The 23880-nt window shown below is 51.1% G+C and carries 21 protein-coding genes; 6 read left to right on the top strand and 15 right to left on the bottom strand.

Going from position 1 to position 23880, the window contains the following annotated elements; genetic code table 11:
* The first annotated feature begins 32 nt into the window (after positions 1–32).
* Together GX147_06055 and GX147_06050 are read left to right on the top strand one after the other, a co-directional pair.
* Positions 33–920, top strand: coding sequence for a class I SAM-dependent methyltransferase (locus GX147_06055; GenBank protein ID NLN60257.1), 888 nt, complete (start codon positions 33–35; stop codon positions 918–920).
* Positions 921–1268: 348 nt separating this feature from the next.
* Positions 1269–1556 carry a Smr/MutS family protein gene (locus GX147_06050; GenBank protein NLN60256.1) on the top strand — a complete coding sequence of 96 codons (288 nt, stop codon included), beginning with the start codon at positions 1269–1271 and terminating at the stop codon, positions 1554–1556.
* 3 nt (positions 1557–1559) lie between these two features.
* On the opposite strand, the gene GX147_06045 is transcribed toward GX147_06050, so the two are convergent.
* Both GX147_06045 and GX147_06040 read right to left on the bottom strand, forming a co-directional pair.
* Positions 1560–2735, bottom strand: a complete 1176-nt coding sequence (locus GX147_06045) for a 4Fe-4S binding protein (protein ID NLN60255.1) — start codon at positions 2733–2735, stop codon at positions 1560–1562.
* A 224-nt stretch (positions 2736–2959) separates the two neighbouring features.
* Positions 2960–3631, bottom strand: coding sequence for a PIG-L family deacetylase (locus GX147_06040; protein NLN60254.1), 672 nt, complete (start codon positions 3629–3631; stop codon positions 2960–2962).
* A gap of 733 nt (positions 3632–4364) precedes the next feature.
* Between GX147_06040 and rnk the strand changes: the two genes are divergently transcribed.
* Together rnk and eno are read left to right on the top strand one after the other, a co-directional pair.
* Positions 4365–4781, top strand: a complete 417-nt coding sequence (gene rnk, locus GX147_06035) for a nucleoside diphosphate kinase regulator (protein NLN60253.1) — start codon at positions 4365–4367, stop codon at positions 4779–4781.
* Between the two features lie 87 nt (positions 4782–4868).
* Positions 4869–6182 (top strand): phosphopyruvate hydratase, encoded by a 1314-nt coding sequence (eno, locus tag GX147_06030; GenBank protein NLN60252.1) that lies wholly within the window; start codon positions 4869–4871, stop codon positions 6180–6182.
* On the opposite strand, the gene GX147_06025 is transcribed toward eno, so the two are convergent.
* From GX147_06025 to smc, 8 genes are all read right to left on the bottom strand, one after another.
* A complete protein-coding gene (locus GX147_06025) occupies positions 6176–8791 on the bottom strand; it encodes a hypothetical protein (protein ID NLN60251.1) in 2616 nt (871 codons plus the stop codon). The genes eno and GX147_06025 overlap by 7 nt on opposite strands.
* Before the next feature lie 23 nt (positions 8792–8814).
* On the bottom strand, positions 8815–10596 hold the full coding sequence (ptsP, locus tag GX147_06020; GenBank protein ID NLN60250.1) for a phosphoenolpyruvate--protein phosphotransferase: 1782 nt from the start codon (positions 10594–10596) through the stop codon (positions 8815–8817).
* A complete protein-coding gene (locus tag GX147_06015) occupies positions 10596–10865 on the bottom strand; it encodes an HPr family phosphocarrier protein (GenBank protein NLN60249.1) in 270 nt (89 codons plus the stop codon). Before GX147_06015 ends, ptsP begins: the two co-directional genes overlap by 1 nt.
* Positions 10859–11605 carry a PTS system mannose/fructose/sorbose family transporter subunit IID gene (locus GX147_06010; protein NLN60248.1) on the bottom strand — a complete coding sequence of 249 codons (747 nt, stop codon included), beginning with the start codon at positions 11603–11605 and terminating at the stop codon, positions 10859–10861. Before GX147_06010 ends, GX147_06015 begins: the two co-directional genes overlap by 7 nt.
* Before the next feature lie 98 nt (positions 11606–11703).
* Complete coding sequence (gene ftcD, locus GX147_06005; GenBank protein NLN60247.1) at positions 11704–12597, bottom strand: glutamate formimidoyltransferase; 894 nt, start codon at positions 12595–12597, stop codon at positions 11704–11706.
* 8 nt (positions 12598–12605) lie between these two features.
* A complete protein-coding gene (locus GX147_06000; protein ID NLN60246.1) occupies positions 12606–13265 on the bottom strand; it encodes a serine/threonine protein phosphatase in 660 nt (219 codons plus the stop codon).
* Between the two features lie 14 nt (positions 13266–13279).
* Positions 13280–14224: a signal recognition particle-docking protein FtsY gene (gene ftsY, locus GX147_05995; GenBank protein ID NLN60245.1), complete on the bottom strand. Its 945-nt coding sequence runs from the start codon at positions 14222–14224 to the stop codon at positions 13280–13282.
* A gap of 72 nt (positions 14225–14296) precedes the next feature.
* The gene (gene smc / locus GX147_05990) at positions 14297–17869 is read right to left on the bottom strand and encodes a chromosome segregation protein SMC (protein ID NLN60244.1); all 3573 of its coding nucleotides are present in this window, start codon (positions 17867–17869) and stop codon (positions 14297–14299) included.
* Between the two features lie 166 nt (positions 17870–18035).
* On the opposite strand from smc, the gene GX147_05985 reads away from it, so the two are divergent.
* Complete coding sequence (locus tag GX147_05985; protein NLN60243.1) at positions 18036–18281, top strand: hypothetical protein; 246 nt, start codon at positions 18036–18038, stop codon at positions 18279–18281.
* Positions 18282–18295: 14 nt separating this feature from the next.
* On the opposite strand, the gene amrS is transcribed toward GX147_05985, so the two are convergent.
* Both amrS and moaA read right to left on the bottom strand, forming a co-directional pair.
* Positions 18296–19312 carry an AmmeMemoRadiSam system radical SAM enzyme gene (gene amrS / locus GX147_05980; GenBank protein NLN60242.1) on the bottom strand — a complete coding sequence of 339 codons (1017 nt, stop codon included), beginning with the start codon at positions 19310–19312 and terminating at the stop codon, positions 18296–18298.
* A gap of 69 nt (positions 19313–19381) precedes the next feature.
* Entirely contained in the window at positions 19382–20374 is a 993-nt protein-coding gene (gene moaA, locus GX147_05975) for a GTP 3',8-cyclase MoaA (GenBank protein NLN60241.1), read from the bottom strand.
* A gap of 201 nt (positions 20375–20575) precedes the next feature.
* On the opposite strand from moaA, the gene greA reads away from it, so the two are divergent.
* Positions 20576–21058: a transcription elongation factor GreA gene (greA, locus tag GX147_05970; protein ID NLN60240.1), complete on the top strand. Its 483-nt coding sequence runs from the start codon at positions 20576–20578 to the stop codon at positions 21056–21058.
* Between the two features lie 82 nt (positions 21059–21140).
* On the opposite strand, the gene GX147_05965 is transcribed toward greA, so the two are convergent.
* The 3 genes from GX147_05965 to atpG all read right to left on the bottom strand — a co-directional run.
* The gene (locus tag GX147_05965; GenBank protein ID NLN60239.1) at positions 21141–21551 is read right to left on the bottom strand and encodes a F0F1 ATP synthase subunit epsilon; all 411 of its coding nucleotides are present in this window, start codon (positions 21549–21551) and stop codon (positions 21141–21143) included.
* An 18-nt stretch (positions 21552–21569) separates the two neighbouring features.
* Positions 21570–22976, bottom strand: coding sequence for a F0F1 ATP synthase subunit beta (gene atpD, locus GX147_05960; protein ID NLN60238.1), 1407 nt, complete (start codon positions 22974–22976; stop codon positions 21570–21572).
* 50 nt (positions 22977–23026) lie between these two features.
* Positions 23027–23880: ATP synthase F1 subunit gamma (atpG, locus tag GX147_05955; protein ID NLN60237.1), on the bottom strand; the 854-nt coding region annotated here is incomplete at its 5' end.

The raw sequence follows: 23880 nt of genomic DNA, 5'->3' as shown, positions 1-23880 counted from the left end.
ATAAAAAATTCTTCACACAGGAGAGATAAGTGATGGATGACCATGCTGCCTCAGAATATGTCCGTTTGTGGGATGTGCAACCCGTTCCCATACGCCCGAGCCGACTCGGACTGGCCCATTATCGAAATGTGATGCGTCTTACGCCACAGGCAAGTGTCCTGATTTGTGGAGCGACACCAGAATTAGTGGATCTTGCGATCATTATCGGGGCCAGCAGAATCGTCAGACTGGATCTGAGCATGGAAATTTTGTTGGGCATGAAGAACTTGGCGACTCAAGATTGGTCCAACGTCGAGTCGGTTCAAGGCAATTGGCTGGAGCATCAACCAGGACTAGATGGCGCCTTCGATTACGTTGTGTGCGATGGTGGTCCTTTGTTTTTGGAATTTCCCTTACAGTGGCGCACGTTCTTTTGCAATGTGCATCGCTACCTCAAACCTGGGGGCGTGTTCTGCTTCAAAGGTCAAGCGCACCCAAAAGAATTGCCATCATTCGAGTCCCTTAGGGACAAGCGCATTGCACACTTTAAAGCCACCAGCTCCACCATGCCTCATCAAGAGAAAATCGCTCGGTTTTGGCATCTAGTGGCTCACCTCTGGCAGCTTTGCATGGTGGGTCTCGTAGCCCCGGACGGCAAGATTGATAAACATGCTGTCTCAGCCCGCCTGGATGCTACGGGAGAATGCGTCATGCAAGAATTTCCGGATAAGAGACTCCAGGAGATTGCCCACGAGGCCTTGCACAAGATATTCCGCAATCAAGATCGCACCCCCATACTGGAATACCTAACGCCCCCAGACTTGATCGCGCCATACTTAACAGACGTGGGGTTCGTGCTGGAGCCCACTCAATTTTTAATCGACTCAGAGCCCTTGCCCGACTACTGCTACCAGATGACAGCCCGCAAGCCGCTCCGATAGTTTTTCAATTAGGATCTGTTTCCCAAATGAGGTGGGGCCACGCATCCACTTTGAATACAGCCCCTCATTCTCTCCTAAAGCACTTGCGGTTGAACTCCCAGCCTGTCACATCGATACTTGTGAACGTTCTTCTTGGCATGCGGAGCGGGCATATATGGTTCGAGTCTTGCTCATTGAGGATGAGCCAGATACGGAAGATTCCATCAAGGCCATATTGGAATTAGCTGATCGAGAGGTGGTTTGCACCTACGATAAGCGGGATGCAATTGGCTTAGTCCAGCAGGCTCCCCCCCCATGTGATTCTCACAGATATTTTCATGCCCGGAATGAACGGGCTACCGGTTTCCCCTGGAATGGGCCCGGCGTCTCCCCCGGAGCGATTTCCCCGTCCAGACCCACATCGATCTCCACGGTTATACGATCACAGCAGCCCAACCGGCCCTGGAAACTTTCCTGCTAGACGCGATCGTCGCGGGCAGGCAGTCGGTCCTCGTTATCCACAGCCGGGAACTTTCCTTGCCCAGGGAAACAGACCTCACCCTCTATCGTAATACCCAACGCAGTCGTTTCGCCCGCTGGGAAAATCATCGCCGTCGTTTAGGCCCTGGGAGCTCCGTCGCCATTGTCGTAAAGTGATATTTAAACGGGTCTTTGAATCATGATCGCATCCACGGGACACAAGGACTCGCAGACACCGCACCTTTCGCAAAGGGTCAGGTCAATTCTGGGGGTCTTGTTCTCCATCGTCATCGCGCCATAATTGCAAACCAGGCACCGCCCGCATTTGGTGCATTTCCCATAATCGATCTCTATGGTGAGCGTTTCTCTCGGGACCTGTCTCTGCTGGACCAATCGTCCGAATGCCTGAAGGTCACCGACATAAGGTGAAGCGACTCCGAGTATGTCTTCAATAGTCCCAAAACCTTTTCTCTCCATGAATTCATCGAATTCTTTAATGATTTTACTTATTCTCTGGTATCCGTAATATATTACGGCCGTGCATATCCCCACGAGCGAGGCACCCAGCATGACGCGCTCAACCGCATCCCTGCCCCCAAAGACCCCCCCGGAAGAAATGACCGGAATTTTTGCCATTTCTGACACAATGTAGGTCCAATAGGATCCGATACCGCGCCAGCCCCGGTTATAATAAAGCCCGTAAATGGGAATGAACGGTTTACCACTTTCGACATCAACGGTGATACCATGGGGAGGAGGAACCAGGTGAACCGCATCCGCCCCGGCGTCCTCAATCCTTCTCATGTTTTTCTCGCTCAGGGCATCGACGAACAATTTGGGGTAAACGGGAACATCCACGGCCTCTTTCAGGATTTCTATCACCCGAGAGAGATTTTTCTCATACCATGCTTCGGATACTTCTATCGGAATCAGGATGGGGCACGGGCAGCCGATTTCTATCATATCGGCGCCGCTGTCCTGAAGCCTTTTGGCCAAGTCCTTCAGTTTCTCCGTTTCAAACTCCTCGACCGCAATGTTTGCGATCACCCGGGTATTCTCTTTTTCCGCAAGCGGCTTGATTTTTTTAATGAAATTTTCACCCTCCTCCGGCTGCCAGAAGCCCAGTTCAAACCCGATGATGGAACCGGGGTCCCCCCATTTATCCAGAAAAGAATTACACGGACGGGGAAACGGCCAACTGAAAGGCTGAAAACTGATACTTTTGGTACATACCCCCCCCGCACCGGCCCTGATAGAGCTTTCCAGCCCGTGAACCTTTCTTGTGGGCGTACCCGCAGTGACTATGATGGGATTTTTAAATGTTACGCCTGCGATGTCCATGTTCCAGTTTTTCATTTCTCCCCTCCTGAATTGACAGTGAAAAAACATCGGCACCCCGGATGGGTAAAGATTAGCATGGATCAGTGGAAATGCAAGGACATCGGATGTCCGGGATCAGCGCTCCAACTGAAAAGGAAGGGACCTTGCCGTCCTGAGCGGACGGTGTCCTTGCGTAATGACGGAAAGGCGACCGGAACGCCGCATCCGGAATCCGGCCAGGGATGACGGGGAAAATCCATTCATTCCCTTGTCGAAGGATTCCTTGTTATGACCTGAAACGCCTCACAATAGTCGCCCGTTCCGGAGAGAATCCCGCGATAACGGTTCAGGCCCCTGACAGCCTCGTCATAGGGCACCGTCGCCACCTGGGAGGCATGGCAGCGAAGCGCCGCCACCTTGAGATCGATCCAAGAGGTTATATCGTTATAATGTGCAGGCGCGACGATGGGCGTCCAAACCTCATAGGACAAAACGTGTCTGACATGCCAAGGCTCCCCGCCGCAGTCCTGGAACCAGGGCCCACCCGCCCGGCGGACGGCTTCCAGGCCGAGTTCATGGGTCAGTCGGTGGTCCCGGGGGGTCTCCTGTCCGTGGGGCAGATACAGCACATCGGGGGCCTTTCCCCGAATCAGCCTGGTAAGCGTGCGGATCAACTCCGGCGAAAATTCGAGGCAGCCGTCAGGAAAATGGAGGAAGATCAGATCATGAACACCCAGATGTCTTGCCCCCTCCCGGGCCTCCCCTTCCCGGACGACCCGCAGTTCCTCGGAAGGAACGGCAAGACTCCCCGCCTCTCCGGAAGTCAGATACGCAATGACCACGTCATCACCCGCCCGGACATGGCCGGCGAGCGTCCCGCCGCAACCGATGATCTCGTCGTCCGGATGGGGCGCAAAAACCATGATTTTCATGACTTCCTCCCAAAACGAAAGGTTTATCTTTCTAAGTGATGCTAAGTGATACATGGTGGATGGAACCACCCTGCGTCTTCATAAGAGGTTTCGCGGGTTTTCACAAGACCTTTTTGGACACTTGAAGCCATGAAAACCGTTGATAATCATGGAGACTCGTTTCAGTCTTCAATTCACTGACGGGTTTAGCGTGGCCATCACAAGGCAGCCGCAAAAGGCTGGCTTTCCATCTTAACCCTGGAATTGAAGTCACCAACATCTAAGAAATCATGGTTTAAAATCAGCCAAATCAGTACTCTGTCATGGTAAAGTCATCGGCAAAGCACCCCCGGGAGAATTGAATCGGACAATTGCAGGGTTGAATGAATACGTAACCCGAAGCTCAACTCTTCTTGCTTCGCGCTTTATTTGCGCCGCCGGCGGCCGGCGAGGGTGAGCAAGATTTTCCCGGCAAACGGGATGTCATGGCCTGCATTGAGCTGTTTTACAACAGCCGAAAACCGCACCCGTTCCTTGGCTATCAAAATCCAAATGACTTCGAAAAAGAATGTAAAATGGCAAAAGCGGCTTAACGAAGTGTACGTTTTGACTGGGCCACATCGGTCTGAACAATATGCCATAAAGTTCAATAGGTCCGTTTTTGGTCTTCTAATTGCTCCATTATGTTATAATTTCCATGATCCATCATAATGGCTGTCAACAAGACGTCAATGAACTTTATGGGGAATTCATTATGATCGAGAAAAAAATTTTCATCACGACTTTCGATCTGGACCGGTTAATCCATTTAATTGAAGCCTACCGTAATTCGCCACGTCAGACAAAGCTCCCCATCGACATGCTGGAAAAGGAGCTTGAACGAGCGACAATTGTCGATCCTCAGGATGTTCCGTCAGATGTCATTACCATGAATGCCACCGCTTATTTGAAGGATCTTGCCACGGATGAACAAGTCATCTGGACCCTTGTCTTCCCTAAGGATGCAAACGCCGAAAACAACCGCATCTCTATCCTGGCCCCTATTGGAATGGCACTTTTGGGTTATCGCGTCGGAGACATAATTGAATGGGAAGTTCCCGGGGGAAAAAGAAGGCTTGAAGTCATGCAGACGCTTTACCAACCGGAAGCCTCTGGACAGTACAACGTCTGATTTCATCCCTCCCGTCGAGGATATTGTCTTGTGTTTTTCACCCTCTTTGCTATAGATTCGGGCAACGAAATCACCTTGGAGGCATTCATGACCGAAATAGTCCATGTACACGCGAGAGAAATCATCGATTCCCGGGGCAATCCCACCGTCGAAGCCGAAGTCACCCTGTCCTCCGGCGTTACAGGCAGGGCGGCGGTGCCATCAGGTGCGTCCACGGGAGAACACGAAATGCTGGAGTTGCGGGACGGAGACCCGAAGCGCTATCTGGGCAAGGGGGTCCAGAAAGCCGTCCACAACGTCACCCATGTCATCGGACCGAGAATCACCGGCATGTGCTGTGCGGACCAGAGGGCCATCGACTATACCATGATCGCCCTGGACGGAACAGATAACAAAGGTGCCCTCGGCGCCAACGCGATCCTGGGGGTCTCCCTGGCCTGCGCCCGTGCCGCCGCGACCGTTCATGACGTGCCGCTTTACCGCTACCTGGGCGGGATCATCGCCAAGGATCTGCCCGTACCCATGGCGAATATCTTGAACGGCGGGGAGCATGCAGACAACAACGTCGACATCCAGGAATTCATGATCATGCCGGTCGGAGCCGAAAGCTTCGGGGGAGGACTCCGGATGATCGCCGAAATCTTCCATAACCTTAAGGCAGTCCTGAGAAGCAAGGGTTACAACACAGCCGTCGGTGATGAGGGGGGATTCGCACCCAATTTAAAATCAAACGTAGAGGCCCTGGATCTCATATGCACGGCCGTTCAGAAAGCCGGCTACACTTTGGGAGAAGATATCGGCATCGCCCTCGACGCCGCGGCGAGTTCCTTCTACAAGGACGGCAAATACATCCTGGAAGCAGAAAAAAAACCGAAAAAAGACGCGGCCGAAATGGTAGGCTTATACGAAACCCTGGTGGGCAATTACCCGATCCTTTCCATTGAAGATGGCCTGGCCGAAGACGACTGGGATGGCTGGAAATTACTGACGGACAGGCTGGGAGGGAGGGTACAGCTCGTGGGGGACGACCTGTTCGTCACGAACAGGCTTCGCCTGGAGCGGGGCATTTCGAACGGCGTGGCCAACTCGATCCTGATCAAGCTGAACCAGATCGGAACCCTGACAGAAACCCTGGAGACCATCGAGACTGCAAAAGAGGCGGGCTACACGACCATCGTATCCCACCGCTCCGGTGAAACAGAAGACACTTTTATAGCCGATGTGGCTGTGGCGGCCAACTGCGGCCAGATCAAGACGGGATCGCTTTCACGGAGCGAACGCCTGGCGAAGTACAACCGGCTCCTGAGAATTGAAGAGGAGATGGGTGAGTACGCGGTTTATCGCGGGCGTGGTGTGTTGATGCTTCCCGAAGCGCTCATGAACCGAACGGTTGATCAGTAGAGATAGCGGAAAATGCCTTGACGGACCTCGTCAAACATCTCCGGCGTACCGTTCACCTGGTAAGCTTTGCGGGTCTCTTTCTCGATAGGAGAAATGAGGCCCGCCTCCGTTAGAAACCGCACGGCACCCCAGAAATTCTGCTGCGACAGAGATTCGTAACGGCAAATATCTCCGTCCTCATAAGACTTGAAGCCCAGGCGCCGGATTTCCTTCAGCCAGGTTTTTTCATCCAGCCCCGGAGGTTCAATCAGAGATGTGCTTCTGGCCACGAGCCAGTAGGACTCCAGGTACGTCTGCATAAGACCGCCAAACACCTTCAGGGCCTCTTCGCCGCCCTCCAGGATCTGGATGGCCGCCCTTTCTCGCGTATCTTCGTAATTCACATAGCCTCGGGACTTGAGATAGGCGAGGCTTTCCCGTATATCGTCCATTTCTGATCTCTCGTCGTCGAAAATGAACTCGTGGCGAAAGAGTCTCTTCAGAAAGGCGTAGTCCCTGAAAAGGGTTGAAACCGTAACATCATTACCATTGGCGGTGATGATCGACAGACTGACAAACGCAACATGGAGAAAATAATGGATAATCATGTTTTTATAATAGTCCATGTTCAAACGTTTCTCCGCCCGGAGGGTGTACATCGTCCTATTCCGCACGGCTGCGCCGTGCCCGGCACCACCCATCGTGATCATCTCTTCCCGGACGAAAAGGATGACTGCTTTATCCACGGCCTGATACTCGCGCTGAAACGTTATAGAAAAGGGCGCCTGACAATGAACCAAATAATCATGAAAAACATTCAGGGTGGATTGCCAATGATCGTGGCGAATACTCTCCAGATCATGAGCTAAAAACGCCGTAGCGGCCAGAGAACTGGGGGTTACCACTGAAACCCGGTTGATTGCCAAGGCGATGTCGTAGCTGACCTTTCGATACAGTGCCTGGCGTTCAAAGTCACCCAGTCCATCAAGGTCAACACGACGCTTCTCCAGGTATTCCTTTAAGAGAATAGGTTCACCCACGTTCACATAGACATGACCGTAGCGCTTTCTTACCACCTTGCGGCTCCGGATAACATCGGAGGCTTTTTCACTGGCCTTGGTGGCACCCTCCAGCTCCTTGATATAGGATTTTTCTTCGATCACACGGTCGTAACCGATATAGACGGGTATGATTCCCAGGTTCCCCTCATTTTGCTTCTGATAAGCCTTGAGTATCGTGGAGAGGAGCCCGAATTTGGGCATGACCATTTTACCCGTCCGGCTCCGGCCGCCTTCAATGAAAAATTCAATGGGCATCCTCTCTTTCAGCATGGCCTGCACATACCGAGCAAAAACCTCACTGTAGAGATCAAGACCCCTGAAGCTACGGCGGATGAAAAAAGCACCGGATTTTCTGAAGATGTAGCCGATGGGCCAAAACGATAGATTAATTCCCGCCGCTACGAAGGGCAACTGGATGTTTTCCTTGTAGAAGACGTAAGAGAGGAGCAGATAATCGATGTGGCTCCGGTGACAGGGCACAACCACCAAGGGCATTTCCTTGGAAATCTTCCGCACCCGGGCCATCCCCTTCCGGTCGATGACGATCCCGTCGTAGATATTCTTCCAAAGCCAGGTCAGGATTTTATCCCAGAGTTCAACAACGATTTCGCTATAATCGGCGGCAATTTCATCAAGGTAACGCCTCGATTCCTTTAAAAGAACGGGGACCGGCTTCTTCTCCTTATCCCCCGCCTGCCTCAAATAAGCATTGAAATCTCTGTCCTGGAGAACCATATCGATGAATTCACGGCGGGACCTGAGTACAGGCCCGACCGTCGTTTCCCGCTCCTCATCGATGCGGTCGATCAGGTCGGCCCGGAGATGAACCAAGAGGTTTTCATCTTGCGTGCCCGCCGAATCTTCCAGGTAGGCCTGAAGATCCAACGGCTCGGCGGCAATAACCGAAACCCTGTGGGCATAGCGGAGCAGAGTAATCAAACGACGGATTGGGCCGACGTCGTCGTATTGTCCGAAAAAAATATTGTAGAGGCTTTCATCCTGAATATCCCGGCGGCGACCGTAGGAAATCAAGAGGGGAACCATGAATACGGAACGCTGCAGCTTCTCCTGTAACTGAATCACTTTTTGAAGCGCCGTTTCCACAACCGGGTCATGAACCAGCCGGGTGCTGCCGAGATGTAAAACGGCGCTTTCCCGTTTCAGGATTTCTATGTCGACCTTTTTTTTCGACTTAATGGATACCGTCTCCACGGCATCGGAAAATTCGGCCATGGCAGGTTCTTCCCCCATAGACCACAGAGGTGCGGGAAGACCGTGGAAAAGGGTGATTTCCCTGAGGAGGAGGCTGTTCAGGCGACTCTTGTTTTTGAGGGCGTAAACGATGATTCCCTGGGTTGCAAGATGTCTGAGCATCTGGGCCTGCTCTTCGTCAAGCCGAGCCCGTCGGGCAATGTTTCTGATAAAACCGTCTGGAAAGCCGCCGATGTTTGGTCTGATAAGCCTCTCCTGTAGGTGTCCGTTTTCGACATGCTGAAAAGTTGGAACGTTCAGATGGATCCCCCCTTTTATCAACACCCCCAGAATACCCATGGGGCAACGGTTGAACAAATGGTTTCCGGTCTGAATCTAGGTCATGCAGCAGAAAATTCCCCGGGAAATCTTTCCTTCATGGTTGCTTCCACACATTCACGGACTTCAACGGCAGATGCAAAAGTCATGACCCGTTGCAAAAGCTCTTTGGATTCCTGGACAGTGGTCTCTCGAATGATTTTCTTGACACGAGGAATGAGGGTGGGATTCATGCTCAGTTCATCAAGTTCCAACCCCAAGAGAATCATAGCGTAAAGCGGCTCACCCGCCATTTCTCCACACATTGCAACGGGGATACCGGCGTTGTGTCCGGCTTCGACAGTCTGAAGGATCATACGCAGCACAGCAGGATGGAGGGGTTCGTAAAGATAGGCCACCTGTCCATTGATTCGGTCAATGGCCAGGACATATTGAATGAGGTCATTGGTCCCTATACTGAAAAAATCCACTTCTTTCGCCAAGGCATCGGCAATGATGACCGCTGAAGGCACTTCGATCATGACACCTATTTCGATATCGTTCCCGATGGGAATACCTTGAGCTTTCAAATCCGCTTTGGCGTCGTTAAATATCCGTTTTGCTTCCAATATTTCTTCAAGACCCGAAATCATGGGGTAAAGGATGCGCACTTTACCGTAGACACTCGCACGGATAATGGCGCGGATCTGGGTCTTGAACATTTCGATCTCTTTCAGGCAAAAGCGAATAGCCCGCAGACCCATTTGGGGATTCATTTCCTTGGCCAGTTTCGGCTTTGAGAAAAATTTATCTCCCCCCAGATCAAAGGTGCGGATTGTCGACCAGCCCACGCCGCGGGACTCGACCACCTGGCGATAGATCTGAAAGTGATCCTCCTCGGTCGGCAATTGGTCACGATTCAGATAAATGAATTCCGTCCGGTAAAGTCCGATGCCTTCCGCCCCATGTGAGACAGCCGAGGGGATTTCCTCAACAAATTCGATATTGCCCCCTATTTCGATCCGCTTGTTGTCTTTGGTCACTGCGGGAAGATGGGCAAACTCAAGATAATCATCACGCAGTTCAATAAAGTGCCGCCTCTTTTCCTCATAGCGGTTCAGTATCTCAGGATCGGGATGGACAATGACCAAGCCCGTGGCGCCATCTATGATCACATCGTCGTTGGTCCGAACCACCTTTGTAATATACTCAAGACCAACGACAGCGGGAATCTCAATCGATTGTGCGACGATTGCCGTGTGGGAAGTTCGTCCGCCGATATCGGTGGCGAACCCCAGGACTTTGCGAATCAACATCTGTGCCGTATCCGCAGGAGAAAGGTCGGAAGCTATTACAATGACACCCTCTCCAACATCGGCCATGGCTTCTTCCTTCCCACCCGACAGATTACGGATCACCCGACGACCCACATACTGAATATCATAATAACGCGCCCGGATGTACTCGTCTTCAATCTTATCGAACAGTTTCTTGTAATGATCGATCGTCATGCTGAGGGCCCATTCGGCATTGACCTTCTTGCCCCGGATATGGTCGAGCGTATGTTTCAAAAACATTTTATCACGCAGGATCATCATGTGAACATCGATGATAATCGATGGTTCCTCGCCCCCTGCCTCTCTGAGTTTGTTCCTGATAACCTCGAGTTGCTTTTCCGATTCGTCCATCGCGATCATCAGGCGATCTATTTCTTTCTGAACGAGCGTCTCGTTTTCGATTGTATAAAATTTGATCTGGGCATCTAACTGATTGAAGATATAAGCTTTTCCGATGACAATACCTGGAGAAACTCCCAAACCCTTCAAAACAAGCGTGCGTTTTCCAGAATCTTCTTCAATTCCCATCAATCTTCTCCGAATTTATCCTCGATCAATTTTTTCAGTTCCATCATGGCCTGCTCCGCATCGGGCCCGTCCACCTTAATGGACATGAAACTCCCTTTGGGACAGGCCAAGTTCAAAATCCCAAGCAGGCTCTTGCCATTCACTTCAATGCCATCCCGCTCCAAGAAAATATCGGACCTGTATGTACTGGCCACTTTTACGATTTTCGCGGCCGCTCTCGCATGAAGGCCGAGTTTGTTTTTTATTTCGAAACTTTCAATTATCAGCATAGGAACCAGGAAACGACCAGGGCAAGAGATGCATAACCATACAGAAGCATCGTTTGAGGTATCCCCATTTTAATCAAACCATAGGATAACAAAACAACAACAAACCCTGAAATAAAACCGAGTGCTGCATGTTCAGGGATTCCCAGTTCACCTCCAAAAACAAAAAGAAGATAAGCACTCAAGATCCCCGCCGCGACAAGCGTTGTGGTGCGGATGATTGCGGTCAGTCGGGGAACATTCAGGACTGTGATGAACTTGAAGGCGCCGTTTCCTTCCCGATAGCCCGCCAGGAAGCCCTTGAGTCTGATCCAAAAATGAATGGGGTTGAAAAGCACCAGATAGATGAACGGTACAAAAAGGAAACCCATAAAAGCGAGTAGGACCGCGACCGTAGAGCAGAAAGGCTTTAGGGCACCACTGAACAGGGGATCACCCATGGCCGCATAAGGTGCCATAAAGGTGTTTTTTAAACATTCCACCGTTTCCTCATCCTGCCCTTCCCCCTGCAGTTCTTCCCTGACTACGGAACCGATGATCGCGGATGACATATAAGGATTCGTGTTGAAAAGCTGGAGATGTCGTTTGATGAAGGCCGCTTTCATGGGGGGTGGTAATTTGAGCTTTTTCAAAACAGGGCCCATGGAAAAACAGAAGCCCAGATTTTGCATCCGGGGAAAGTTCAAGGATGAATGGATGAAAAGGCTTCTTATAAAGGTGTTGATCAGAAGTTTTATCGTCATTTCCCTATACTCCACCGGGCTTTGCCCTAACATGAAATGTAGGTGAATGTCAATTCATCCTCCTGAGAATAATAGAGGGTCAACCTGAAAAATAAAGTTCAATCCCGTAGATGGGTCTCGATAATACGGTCCGCAGAAAAATCGATCAGCTTCAAGTATCCAGGGGGGCTATCAGCCAAAGCATCCCGGGGGACCAGGCCGATCAGCTCGGAATGCAACACGGCAACACCACGGGCTCGGGCCAGTTCGTTTATCAAATCAAAGACCAAACGCATCGAAGTCTTTCGATAATCCGTCAGATTCATTGAAATCTGCACTTTCTTTTTACTGGCCAAGGACAGGCCTATGGCCTTGACACAGGGAACCCCGCCGCTCGATTCCCGGATTGCACAGGCTATTTCTTTCGCCAGGGCCAAATCCTCGCTGTCCAGATTAACGTTAAAGGCTACCAGGGGAATCCTCGCGCCCACTGCCGTCGCTCCCCATTTTTCATTGAAAACGGCTTCCCCTGCATCGGGATGCCATGTCGGGTCTCGAAGTCTTGACGCCAGTGTTTCATACCCCCCCCGCCTGATGTCGTGCAGTTGACGACGCTCCGGTTTCAGGGCGGCCTCACCGTAAAAGTACACGGGAATTCCCGTCCGCTTTCCAAGCTCGTGTCCGAAACGATGAGCGGCTTCTACGGCCTCATCCATTGACGCCCCGCCCAGGGGGATGAAAGGCACCACATCAACCGCCCCGATTCGGGGGTGAATCCCCCGATGACGCCGCATATCGATCCGCCGGAGAGCTTCTTCGGCGGCGGCCATGGCCCCTTCGACAATTAGACCGGGAGGCGCCATCAAAGTTAACACACAGCGGTTGTGATCGACATCGGCACTTGCATTCAGGAGACGAACACCTGTTATCTCGCGAACGGCTTGCGCCAAGGCCTGGATCGTATCCTGTTTTCTGCCCTCACTGAAATTGGGAACGCATTCAATGATTTTCATGGAAGGGATCACACCTGATAGAGTGTCATGGATGGCAATTCCAAGCAGGTCAGACGGCCTCCATAAACCGCGCCCGTATCGATTCCTATCTTTTTTTTCCCATAAAACGGGATGCTTTTCGAAAGCGGCGTATGTCCGAAAATCACAGTCTGACCGAAATCAAAATCGTTGTTAATGAATTCAAACCTGATCCAGAGAAGATCGTCAAGACTCTGCACGGACAGGGAAACACCCGGTCGTAATCCGGCATGAACCAGAATAAAGCCGTCCTGTTCATAATAAGGCCGCAGATTTCGGAAAAATACAAGATGTCCGGTCGGCAGATCCGCCGGAGATACCCTTTTTCGATCATGTAGGCCATAGGAGATCAGTGTTTCCAGTCCACCGTTGCACAGAAACATCTCCTTGTTGCGTCCCTCCAGATAATCCAGGAACATCTGTTCATGATTTCCCATGAGGCAGACCGTTTCGCAGAAATTTGTCTCCAGGAAACGCACATAATCGACCACCCCCTGCGATTCGAAGCCCCGGTCAATATAGTCACCGATAAAAACAAGCCGATCCCGTTCCTTGCGGATCGGCAATATCCGGATCAGTTCCCGAAGATGATTCAGACAGCCATGGATATCACCCACCGCAAAAATTCTTCGGTCAGTCCAATCCGACATCGTACCGGAATCCTCTAGGCGCTCCGTTCAAACAGGGCGTCAATGAATTCCTCACTGTTGAAACGTCGCAGATCATCGATCCCCTCCCCTATGCCGATGTAACGAATCGGAAGTTTCAGTTCATGGGCGATGCGGATGATAACCCCCCCCTTGGACGTCCCGTCGAGCTTCGTCAGGGCAAGGCCCGTCACCCCTATTTCCTCCGCGAACATTTCGGCTTGGATCAGGGCATTCTGACCCGTGGTCGCATCCAGAACCAAAAGGACTTCGTGTGGCGCGCCGGGCTGTTCCCGGGAGAGGATTCGCTTCATCTTCTTCAGTTCTTCCATCAGATTGGCTTTCGTATGGAGCCGACCGGCCGTATCAATAATGACCACATCCGCCTTTCCGGCCTGAGCGGCATGGATGGCGTCAAAAACCACAGCCGACGGGTCTGATTTCATTTGCTGTTTGATGGTGGGTACATCGGCCCGTTTACCCCAGACTTCCAGTTGCTCGATCGCCGCCGCACGGAACGTATCCGCCGCAACAATCATAACGGGTATCCCCTTGTTTTTAAATCGGAGCGCCAATTTGCCGACGGTCGTCGTTTTACCTGTTCCGTTCACGCCGATGACCATCATGACGAACAACTTGTCCTTGGGAATCAACAGGGGCGCTTCGCTCTTTTTGAGAATGTCTGCCATGGTGTCTTTCAAGACTTGGCGCAACAGATCGGCCCTGGAGAGGTCCTTTCGCGTCACCTCATCCTTCATCCGCTCGATCAGTTCATAGGTGAACGCCGGCCCCACATCGGCCGCAATGAGTACCTCCTCCAATTCCTCAAATAACTCTGGACTTATTTTCTTTTCTCCAAGAATGACCTCATCCACGTTTTTCAGGAGAAATTTCCGTGTCTTGGACAGACCGTTTTTCAAACGATCAAAAAACCCTTTGTTATCATTACCAAAAAAACCCATAGATGCTCCTTGTGGTCATTTCACCCGCCTTATAAACATGTTTACGGCAAGTTGTAAAGAAAGGATTGACAGCTAATTGAGGTTGACGGAAATGAGACTCGAAATGCCCTGCTTCTGCATCGTGACCCCGAAGAGGCTGTCGGCCACTTCCATAGTCCTTTTGTTGTGGGTCACCACCATGATTTGAGAACGAGACGAGACCTCCTTGATCAGACGATTGAAGAGATTGATGTTGGCGTCATCGAGAGCGGCGTCCACCTCGTCCAGAATCAAAAACGGGGCTGGCCGATAGAGTAAAAGGGCAAAAATGAGGGCAATGGCCGCAAGGCTCTTTTCCCCACCCGAGAGTAGGCTTACGCTCTGGGCTTTTTTGCCTGGAATCTGGATATCAATATCGACACCTGTTTCCAGCAGATTCTTTTCGTCGGTCAGGATCAATTCTCCCCTTCCTCCCGGAAAGATCTGAACAAAAACGAGACGGAAGCATTCGTTGACTGCGTTGAACGTCTCCGAAAAACGCTTCCGTGAAATCTGATTGATCCGGGAAATGGTCTTTTGGAGACTTTCCAGGGAATTTACGAGGTCCGCCGATTGACGGGACAGAAAGTCAAATCGCTCCTTGATCTCTTCGTACTCCGTCAAAGCCAGGAGGTTGACTTCTCCGAAAGCATCGACGCTTTCCCGATCTTTTTTCAATTTCAAAGTCAACGCGTTGATTTCAGTCTCATCCAGCGGCTGAAATGCCTCCCGGTAAACCTCAAGATCAACCTGATATTTTTCATTGATGTTTTTCAACAGATGCTCCCTGTTCAGGTTGATCTCTTGGCATTCCAGCTCCGCTTCACGCATCGCTTTTTCCACTTCCGTCAGCTGTTTTGCGACGTCGGCCGCCTCCGCCTCCTGCTTGCGCAAAAACACCTCTCGTTCTCGTAGGGCTTCCTGGCGTAAGCTCAGGGCTTCTTCCAGCGCCTCCTGTTCCAGGTAAAGCGCCCTGACGGTATCCTCCTCTTCCTGGATTCGGTTTTTCGTGCCTTCCAGTTGGGTGGCGGTACCGACAACTTCGTTTTCCTTCGTTTCGATTTCCGTGGCCAAGATTTCCCGATCATGTTTGAGTCTGGCCAACGTGCGTTTACCCCCTTCTTGTTTTTCCCTGAGGGACGCCAAATCGATGTGCTCCCGGGTCAAAGCTTCTTCGCCTGCCTCAAGTTCCTTCCGGACGCGATCCCACTGTTCCTGCAGATCGCTCATCTCTTCCTTGATACGAGAGTCCTTTTTTTCATGTATCGCCAACGCCTCCCCCGCTTCCTTTAACTCCGTTTCACTACGGGAGTGCTCGGCCATGCATTGTTCAATATTGAAACGGATGGCGTTGATCCGCTGTTCTACAAGATCCCCGTCGGCCTGGTATCGGTCAATATCCTTATTCCGACCCTGGATACGAACGACGGTACGCTGGATTTCCTCTCGGAAATGTTCCAGTTCTTCCTCCCAGTTTAAAATCGTACGCTGAGTCTGTTTCTTGGCTTCTTTTTCTGATTCCATACGCTGGGACAGAATCGATAATTCCCTTTCCAGTTCCGTCATTTCCCGCTTGTTTCGCAAAAGACTCAGGTCTTCTTCACCCTCTCCCTTGCCGCCCGTCAAAACGCCCTGGGGGTGGATTATATCGCCTTCCGGTGTTACAAAGGTACCCTTGAAACCATTTTTCTGCCAGAGCTGGATACCTTGGGACAGGTCGGGAATCATCAGGACGTCCCCAAAAAGAAACTCGGCGATTCCCCTGAAATGTTCTTCAACTTCAACTTTGTCAATCAGCCTGACGGCATGACGCAGATGATCCGCCATGCAATCACCGTTGCCGTGGTTTCGGAGCTCCATGGGAACAAAGCTGCCCCGTCCCAAACCAGCCGCCTTCAGATAGTCAATCGCTCTGATACCATCTTCCTGGCTCTCGACCACCATATACTGGAGTTTATCACCCAAAACGGCCTCGACAGCTGTTTCATAATCCCGGGGCACCCTGATATGATCGGCAACCAAGCCGATAAAATGGTCTCGTTGTAAGCCATCCTCCTTTTCCCCGGATCTGGAGGTCATAAGGGTCTTGACCGCCTGATTGCACCAGGCGTAACCTTTCTGAAACTCTTGGAGCGAGGCCAGCCGAGTCGATTTGCTGCTCATCTCCTCCATCAGTTCCGTAATGGTTTCTCCGGTCTCTCTCAATTCTTCCTTGTTCCGCTCTAATTCGTCGACAGCCCGGTCTTTACGGGCTTGCAGGACTTCCCGCTTCTCTTCGTCGGATCCGACTTCCATGGTAAACCTCTCCAAGTTCCCTGCAATCTCGGAGAGGCGTTTCTTCTGCTCCTCCAACTCACGCTTTTCCCGCACTTCCCGTCGCTTGGTTTCTTCGAAGACACGCCCTAGAGTGGTGATCAGGTTTTTTAATTTGCTGATCTCCGTAATGGTTTCATAGTATTCCTTTTTCTTTTCCTCCAGCATTGCCTGGAGGGACCGGTTTTGGGTCTTTGCCTCGTCAGTCTGGGTCTGCTTCCGCTGGAGACGGCACACCGCCTCAGTGATTTTCCGTTCCCCTTCCGACAACTGATCTTGCAGCAGAGCCGTCTCCGAGGAGGCCTCCTGGATTCTTCGGGTCAGGTTTTCCAGATCGGCCTGGTTTTTTTCCTTTCGCCTATGCAGATCTTCCACTCTCCCCTGAAAAAAACGCACACCCTGCTCTTTTACGCTCACGGCATTTTTAACTTCGTAGTATTCCTCTTGGGCCTTTGAAAGGAGGTCTGTCAGTTCAGCAATCGCCAGGCGTGTTTCCTCCAACTTGGATTGAACGGCGGAAAGTGTGGTGCGGGTTGATTCCTCCTGACGGCCCAAGGCATCACGACGCCTGTTCTTCTCTTCACAGGTTCGGGCCAACTCGGCATCCGCCTGGAGAGTCAATCGAACTTCCCCTTCCTTGATTGCTTTTTTCAGTACCTTGTATTGTTCGGCCCGCTTCGCTTGCCGGGACACCGCATTGAGCTGCCCCTTTACTTCCCGGATAATATCCTGAATTCGGTGGAGATTATGCTCCGTTGCTTCCATCTTACGCAGGGCGGATTCTTTCCGGCTTTTGTACTTGGAAATGCCCGCGGCCTCCTCGACAAAGAGGCGTCGATCCTCCGGTTTGGCCTCCACCAGTTGGAAGACGCTGTTCTGTTCAATGATGGAATAGGTCCGGGTACCTACGCCGGTACCCATGAAAAACTCCTTGATGTCCAGCAGGCGGCACACAGACCCGTTCATGCCGTATTCGCTTTCACCGTCCCGGTAAATTTTACGTGAAATCACCAATTCGGATAATTCAGCATAGACTCCCGGGAAAGGTTGATCGCCGGCTTCCAAAAGCATGGAAACTTCCGCATATCCGACCGGCTGCGATTCGGCAGATCCGTTGAAGATAACATCGTCCATGGATTTGCCTCGCAGGGTTTTGACCCGCTGCTCACCCAACACCCATCGGATGGCATCGACTACGTTGCTCTTACCGCAACCGTTGGGCCCCACAATAGCCGTAATACCCTCGGAAAAATTCAGGATCACTTTATCCCGAAAAGACTTAAACCCGGCAATTTCAACCCGCTTTAATCTCATAGGCACACCTAATTCCCATTTTAAGGCTTGCAAAAGCTAACAGAATAATGATGTGATGTAAAGCAAAAATACTACCGGCTGTATCCATTGTTTCTGCCCGGCACCATATATTGTGTTTCAAGTTTTTTCTGCGTATAAAAAATGATAAGGCAATGAACGGTAACTGATGGATAATTGGCATGTTGTTCATGTTGCTTCGGGCCTGTTGCAGGCCAATATCATCAAGGGTCGTCTAGAAACGGAAGGCATTCCAGTACGTCTGTCCTATGAGGCGGCGGGCAAAATCTATGCAATTACCGTGGCCGGACTCGGTGAGGTGCGGATTCTTGTTCCACAAAACACAACGGTGCTGGCCAAGGAAATTCTGGCGCACTCCTTTCGGGAAGAGGACCTGGATTGGGAGAGAAGGTGAAAACTTGTTTTCCCTTATGACAAGACACCGGCCATGGGTGTTTTGCAGCGGGGACAACAACCCTGTTGAAGGTGGTTTTCCCGTATCTGATAACCCAGGCGGTCGATCAGCAATTGGCCACAATGGTGGCAATGTGTCTTTTCCCCCATATCACCGGGTATATTTCCACTGTAGACATATCGCAAACCCGCTTCTTTGGCCAATTGAACGGCCGAGTGGATCGTGGAAACCGGCGTCGGCCCGATGTTGGTCATTTCATAGCATGGATGAAACCGGCTTAAATGCCAAGGTGTTTCCGCTCCCAGAGTACCAATGAATTCGGCCAACAGCTTAATTTTTTCCGGATCATCGTTCAGGGTTGGTATGATCAGGGTCGTGATCTCCAGCCAAATCCCCCGTTCTTTCATGTACCGCAAATTATCGAGAACCGGCTTCAGGCTGGCACCGCATTCCCGCTTGTAAAACCCCTCCGTATAGGCCTTCAGATCGATATTTGCGGCGTCCAGATGGGGGGCAACCATATCGATGGCTTGCTTGGTCATATAACCATTGGACACAAAAACATTCTTGATATTTTTCTCGTGGGCAAGCCGGCAACAGTCGTAAGCAAATTCGAAATATACTGTCGGTTCCGTGTAGGTATAGGCAATCGTTTCACAACCGGAATCCAAAGCACGACGGACGATCTCCTCCGGCGTTGCCTCCCGGCCGGGGATTATACCCTTGTGCGGTTGCGTTTGGGATATCTCGTGATTTTGACAGAATGTGCAGCGGAAATTGCACCCAACCGTAGCGATGGAATAGGATTTCGACCCGGGGAGGACATGAAACAGGGGTTTTTTCTCTATGGGGTCAATATGTTCGGCAATTACGAGCCCGTACACGAGACTGTAGAGCAAACCGTCTCTGTTTTCCCGAACACCGCATATTCCCCGGTACGAAGGAAGGATCTTGCATCGGTGGCTGCAGAGATCGCAGCGAACCTGTCCCTCCGTCAGCTTTTCGTACAGCAACGCTTCCCGATATACCATGGCATACTCCCGAACGATGCCCTCAGGCGACCAATATGTGGGTATTGGTGGTTTCGTCCTGGGATAAATTCATCCCCCGATTGAAGTCATTTCCTTCAGGCATTTTTTCATATGCCTCTCTTCACAGTTCATCTGGTGTCCAACGGGCTTCTTTGCCACCGCGGATCTGAGAAGAGTTTCCAGATCGCTGTTCGTACAGCCCGACCGCAGGGGAAGGCGCAAATCAATTTCGTCATCCAGCAGCAGGCAGGCTCGCAAATGTCCGTCCGCCGTTAATCTCAAGCGATTACATGAACGACAAAAATGATGACTGACCGGGCTGATAAAACCTATTTCACCCTGTCCTGCTTTTATTTTGTAAATATCCGCCGGACCATCGCTTTTTTTGCGCCGCCCTTTGACCATCTCCAGTGGATAGTGTTGACTGATTTGTTCCTTGATAAGGTCGTTTGAAAGAAATTTTCCCAGATTCTCCATGCCCGCAAATCCCAGGGGCATCAGTTCTATGAAACGAACCTGATAAGGCCGGTCCAGTGTCAGCTCAGCAAACTTAATGATTTCATCATCATTGAACCCTTTGATAGCCACAATATTGATTTTGATAGGCGAGAAACCCAAGGCATAGACTCTATCGATCCCTCTCAAAACGGCCTGAATGCTGCCACCACGGGTAATCCAATGATATTTTTCCGGATCCAGTGAATCGAGGCTTACGTTGATCCGCCTTACGCCGGAAGCGAAAAGCTTTTCCGATGCCTCTTCCAGTAAAATGCCATTGGTAGTAAGGCTGATATCCTCGATTCCTTCAATCAAGTTCAACGTGGCAATAAAATCAATCACCCCACGGCGAACAAGAGGTTCTCCTCCGGTAATTCGAACTTTCGTGATACCCATTTTAACGGCGATCATAACCACGCGTAAAATCTCTTCGTACCGGAGAATATCATTATGACCGAGCAAGGAAAGCCCTTCCTTGGGCACACAATACTGACAGCGAAGATTGCAGCGGTCTGTAATCGATATTCTCAAATAATTAATATCACGATTATACTGGTCTATCATCCCCGTATCCAACCAAAAGTGGCCGTCTGCTGCACATTGAGATTATCCACGTCCTAACACACTTCCTTTGCATTGGCAAGTTGCGAAAGGCCCTTTCAATAGTGGCTACCCGGTCATCTTTTTCGATCATATTTCCTTGACAGAGAATGTTTTCTCTATTAAACGAAAATCCAATTATAGTGATTGGATCCGGGATTTATCATGCCAAGAATACCTATTACAAGAATGGGCTTCCAGAAACTCAAAAAGGAACTGGAGCAACTCAGAACGGTCGCTATACCGGAGAATATCAGAGACATCGAGGAAGCCAGAGCCCACGGTGACCTGTCTGAAAATGCTGAATACACAACCGCAAAGGAGCGCCAGGCATACTTACATGGTAAGATGGGCGAATTGGAACACAATCTGGCCATGTCAGATGTGATCGACCTGAGCAAACTTACGGATGATAAAGTTGTTTTTGGCTCCACTGTCGTGATTGAGGATGTCGATTCCGGCGACAGCATCCAATATCGACTGGTCGGCCCTCTGGAATCCGATGTAGACAAAAACCATGTTTCCGTAACGTCTCCAATCGGCAAGGCTTTAATCGGGAAAAAAATCGGCAGCGAAGTCAAGTTTAGAACGCCCGGCGGCACCCGGAGAATCGAGATCATCGACATCTATATCGAGCAATCCGAATAGCCGATTCCATGATCGACCAACAAAAAGGATAAAAAAAGCCGGGACTTTATCCCGGCTTTTCTCTTCAATAAATTCAGAATATTCAGTCGATTTTTTCCACAACGTTCAGCCCTGTTATGGCACGGAGCAGAGCAGCCCTCATGTACTCGTACTCCTCATCATCCTTGCTCAGTTTTGCCAATTTTGCTTCCGCATTTTCTTTAGCTCGCTGGGCGCGAGCTTTATCAATCATATCTGATCTTTCCGCCGTTTCCAGAAGTACCGTCACCGTACTGGAGGTCACTTCAACATATCCAACTCCGGCGGCGTAATAACTCTTCTTCCCTTCTTTTGTAAAATCCAGTCCACCCCCTTCTATCGAGCTGAGTAATGAAGCGTGTCCCTTGAGGACCCCGAATTCGCCTTCGCTTCCGGGTATTGTGACTTCTTCTACATTACCGCTGAACACCATTTTTTCGGGGGTAACGATTTCAAGCATCAATTCATCAGCCATGGAACGTCCTCCGGCTCGCTATTCCGCGAGTTTTTTCGCTTTTTCGATCGCTTCTTCAATTCCACCCACCATATAGAAGGCCTGTTCAGGCAGTTCATCGTGCTTTCCTTCCAGAATCTCCTTGAATCCCCGAACTGTATCGGGAACAGAGACAAACTTCCCCTCTGTACCCGTAAATTGTGCGGCCACGAAGAATGGCTGGGAAAGAAACCTCTGGATTTTTCTTGCCCGGCTGACGGTCATCTTGTCTTCCTCGGAGAGCTCATCCATACCCAAAATAGCAATGATATCCTGAAGATCCTTGTACTTCTGGAGGGTCACCTGCACCTGACGGGCGACGGCATAATGTTCTTCACCCAGAACGTTGGGATCCAGAATGCGGGAGGTTGAATCCAGTGGATCCACAGCCGGATAAATACCCAACTCTGTCAGCCCCCGGGACAAAACCACGGTTCCATCCAAGTGAGCGAACGTTGTTGCCGGCGCGGGGTCTGTCAGGTCGTCTGCGGGCACGTACACACACTGCACGGCCGTGATCGAGCCCTTGTTGGTTGAGGTGATGCGTTCCTGCAGTTCACCAAGGTCCGTAGCCAGCGTCGGCTGGTATCCGACGGCGGAAGGCATTCTTCCAAGCAGAGCGGAAACTTCAGCACCTGCCTGTGTAAAACGGAATATATTGTCAACAAACAAGAGCACATCCTGGCCCTCGACATCGCGGAAGTATTCAGCCGATGCCAATGCGGTCAGGGCAACTCGCGCGCGAGCTCCAGGGGGCTCCGTCATCTGACCGTAAATCAGAGCCGCCTGCTTGATAACCCCGGATTCCAGCATTTCACGGTAAAGATCGTTCCCTTCGCGGGTTCTTTCGCCCACGCCGGCGAACACGGAAATACCACCGTGATGCATGGCGATATTATGAATCATCTCCATCATGACGACGGTCTTGCCGCAGCCGGCGCCGCCGAACAAACCCATCTTACCGCCCCGGGGAAATGGAACGAGGAGGTCGATAACCTTGACACCAGTCTCCAGAACGTGCACCGATGTATCCTGCTCCAGGAAAGAGGGTGCTTCACGGTGAATCGGCGCGTAGTTCTGCGAGGTGATCGGACCGAGGCCATCGACCGGCCGCCCAACGACGTTCATGATTCTGCCTAGGCATTCCTTACCGACGGGAACCGTTATGGGTTGGCCCAAATCCTTTGCCTTCATACCTCTTACCATACCGTCTGTAATGTCCATGGCAATGCAACGGACGACGTTGTCACCCAAGTGCTGGGCGACTTCGACGATCAGGTTGTCCTCTTCGTCGTTGATGGCGGCATTGGTAATTGCGATTGCGTTCATGATGTTCGGGAGTTTTCCTTCCTCAAACGCCACATCCACTACAGGTCCAATAACCTGCACAACCGTTCCTATATTCATACCCATCTCCTTTATTAAACTTTAGAGAATTTTTATTTCCCCTCGCTATTCTAACCGTTGGCCAGAGCTTCCGTACCGCCGACGATATCCATGAGTTCCGCCGTAATCGCCGCCTGTCTTGCCTTGTTGTACTTGAGCGTCAGACTGCCGATCAGCTCCTCACAGTTTCGTGTCGCATTATCCATGGCGGCCATCCTTGCCCCGTTCTCCCCTGCAGACGTTTCCACCAGGGCACGGTAAATCAGAACGTGGACGTACATGGGGAGCAGTCGCTCTAAAAGTATCTCGTCCGAGGGCTCATAGATATAATCGATGCGCTTTTCCGGATCGACATCCTCGTCCGCCCCTATCGTCGGCAGTGGGAACAGGCGGACAACCATCGGCTTCTGGACGGAAACATTGACGAACTGATTATAAACCAGATATAGTTCATCGTACTCCTCCTTCATAAAAGGAGGCACGACATCCCGTGCGATTGCTACAGCCAGACTCATATCGAACTTTCCAAACACATCGGTCCGGTCATTCATGATGGGTTGTCTTTTCCTGAAGTAATCTCTGGCTTTTCTGCCGATTGGAATCAGGGTAACGTCTCTGCCTTCGTCTCTTCTGGCCTCGATGAACTTCTCCGTCGCCTTGATCAGGTTATTATTAAAACCACCGCACAACCCCCGATCGGAGGTCATACAGATCACCCGGAGCCGTTTCGCTTCTCTAACGGCAAGGAGGGGGTGCGAATTCGCATCCACACGCAGGGCCAAACTGCTCAGAACATCCATGAACTTCGTCGCATAAGGCCGGAAATTCTCCATTCCCATCTGGGCGGACTTGAACTTGGACGCCGCAACCATATTCATGGCCTTGGTAATCTGTTTCGTTTTTTGAACAGCGGCAACTTTTCTTT

It is taken from the genome of Deltaproteobacteria bacterium (assembly GCA_012522415.1).
Lineage (GTDB): Bacteria > Desulfobacterota > Syntrophia > Syntrophales > JAAYKM01 > JAAYKM01.
This window is presented reverse-complemented; position numbering and strand designations above follow the sequence as displayed.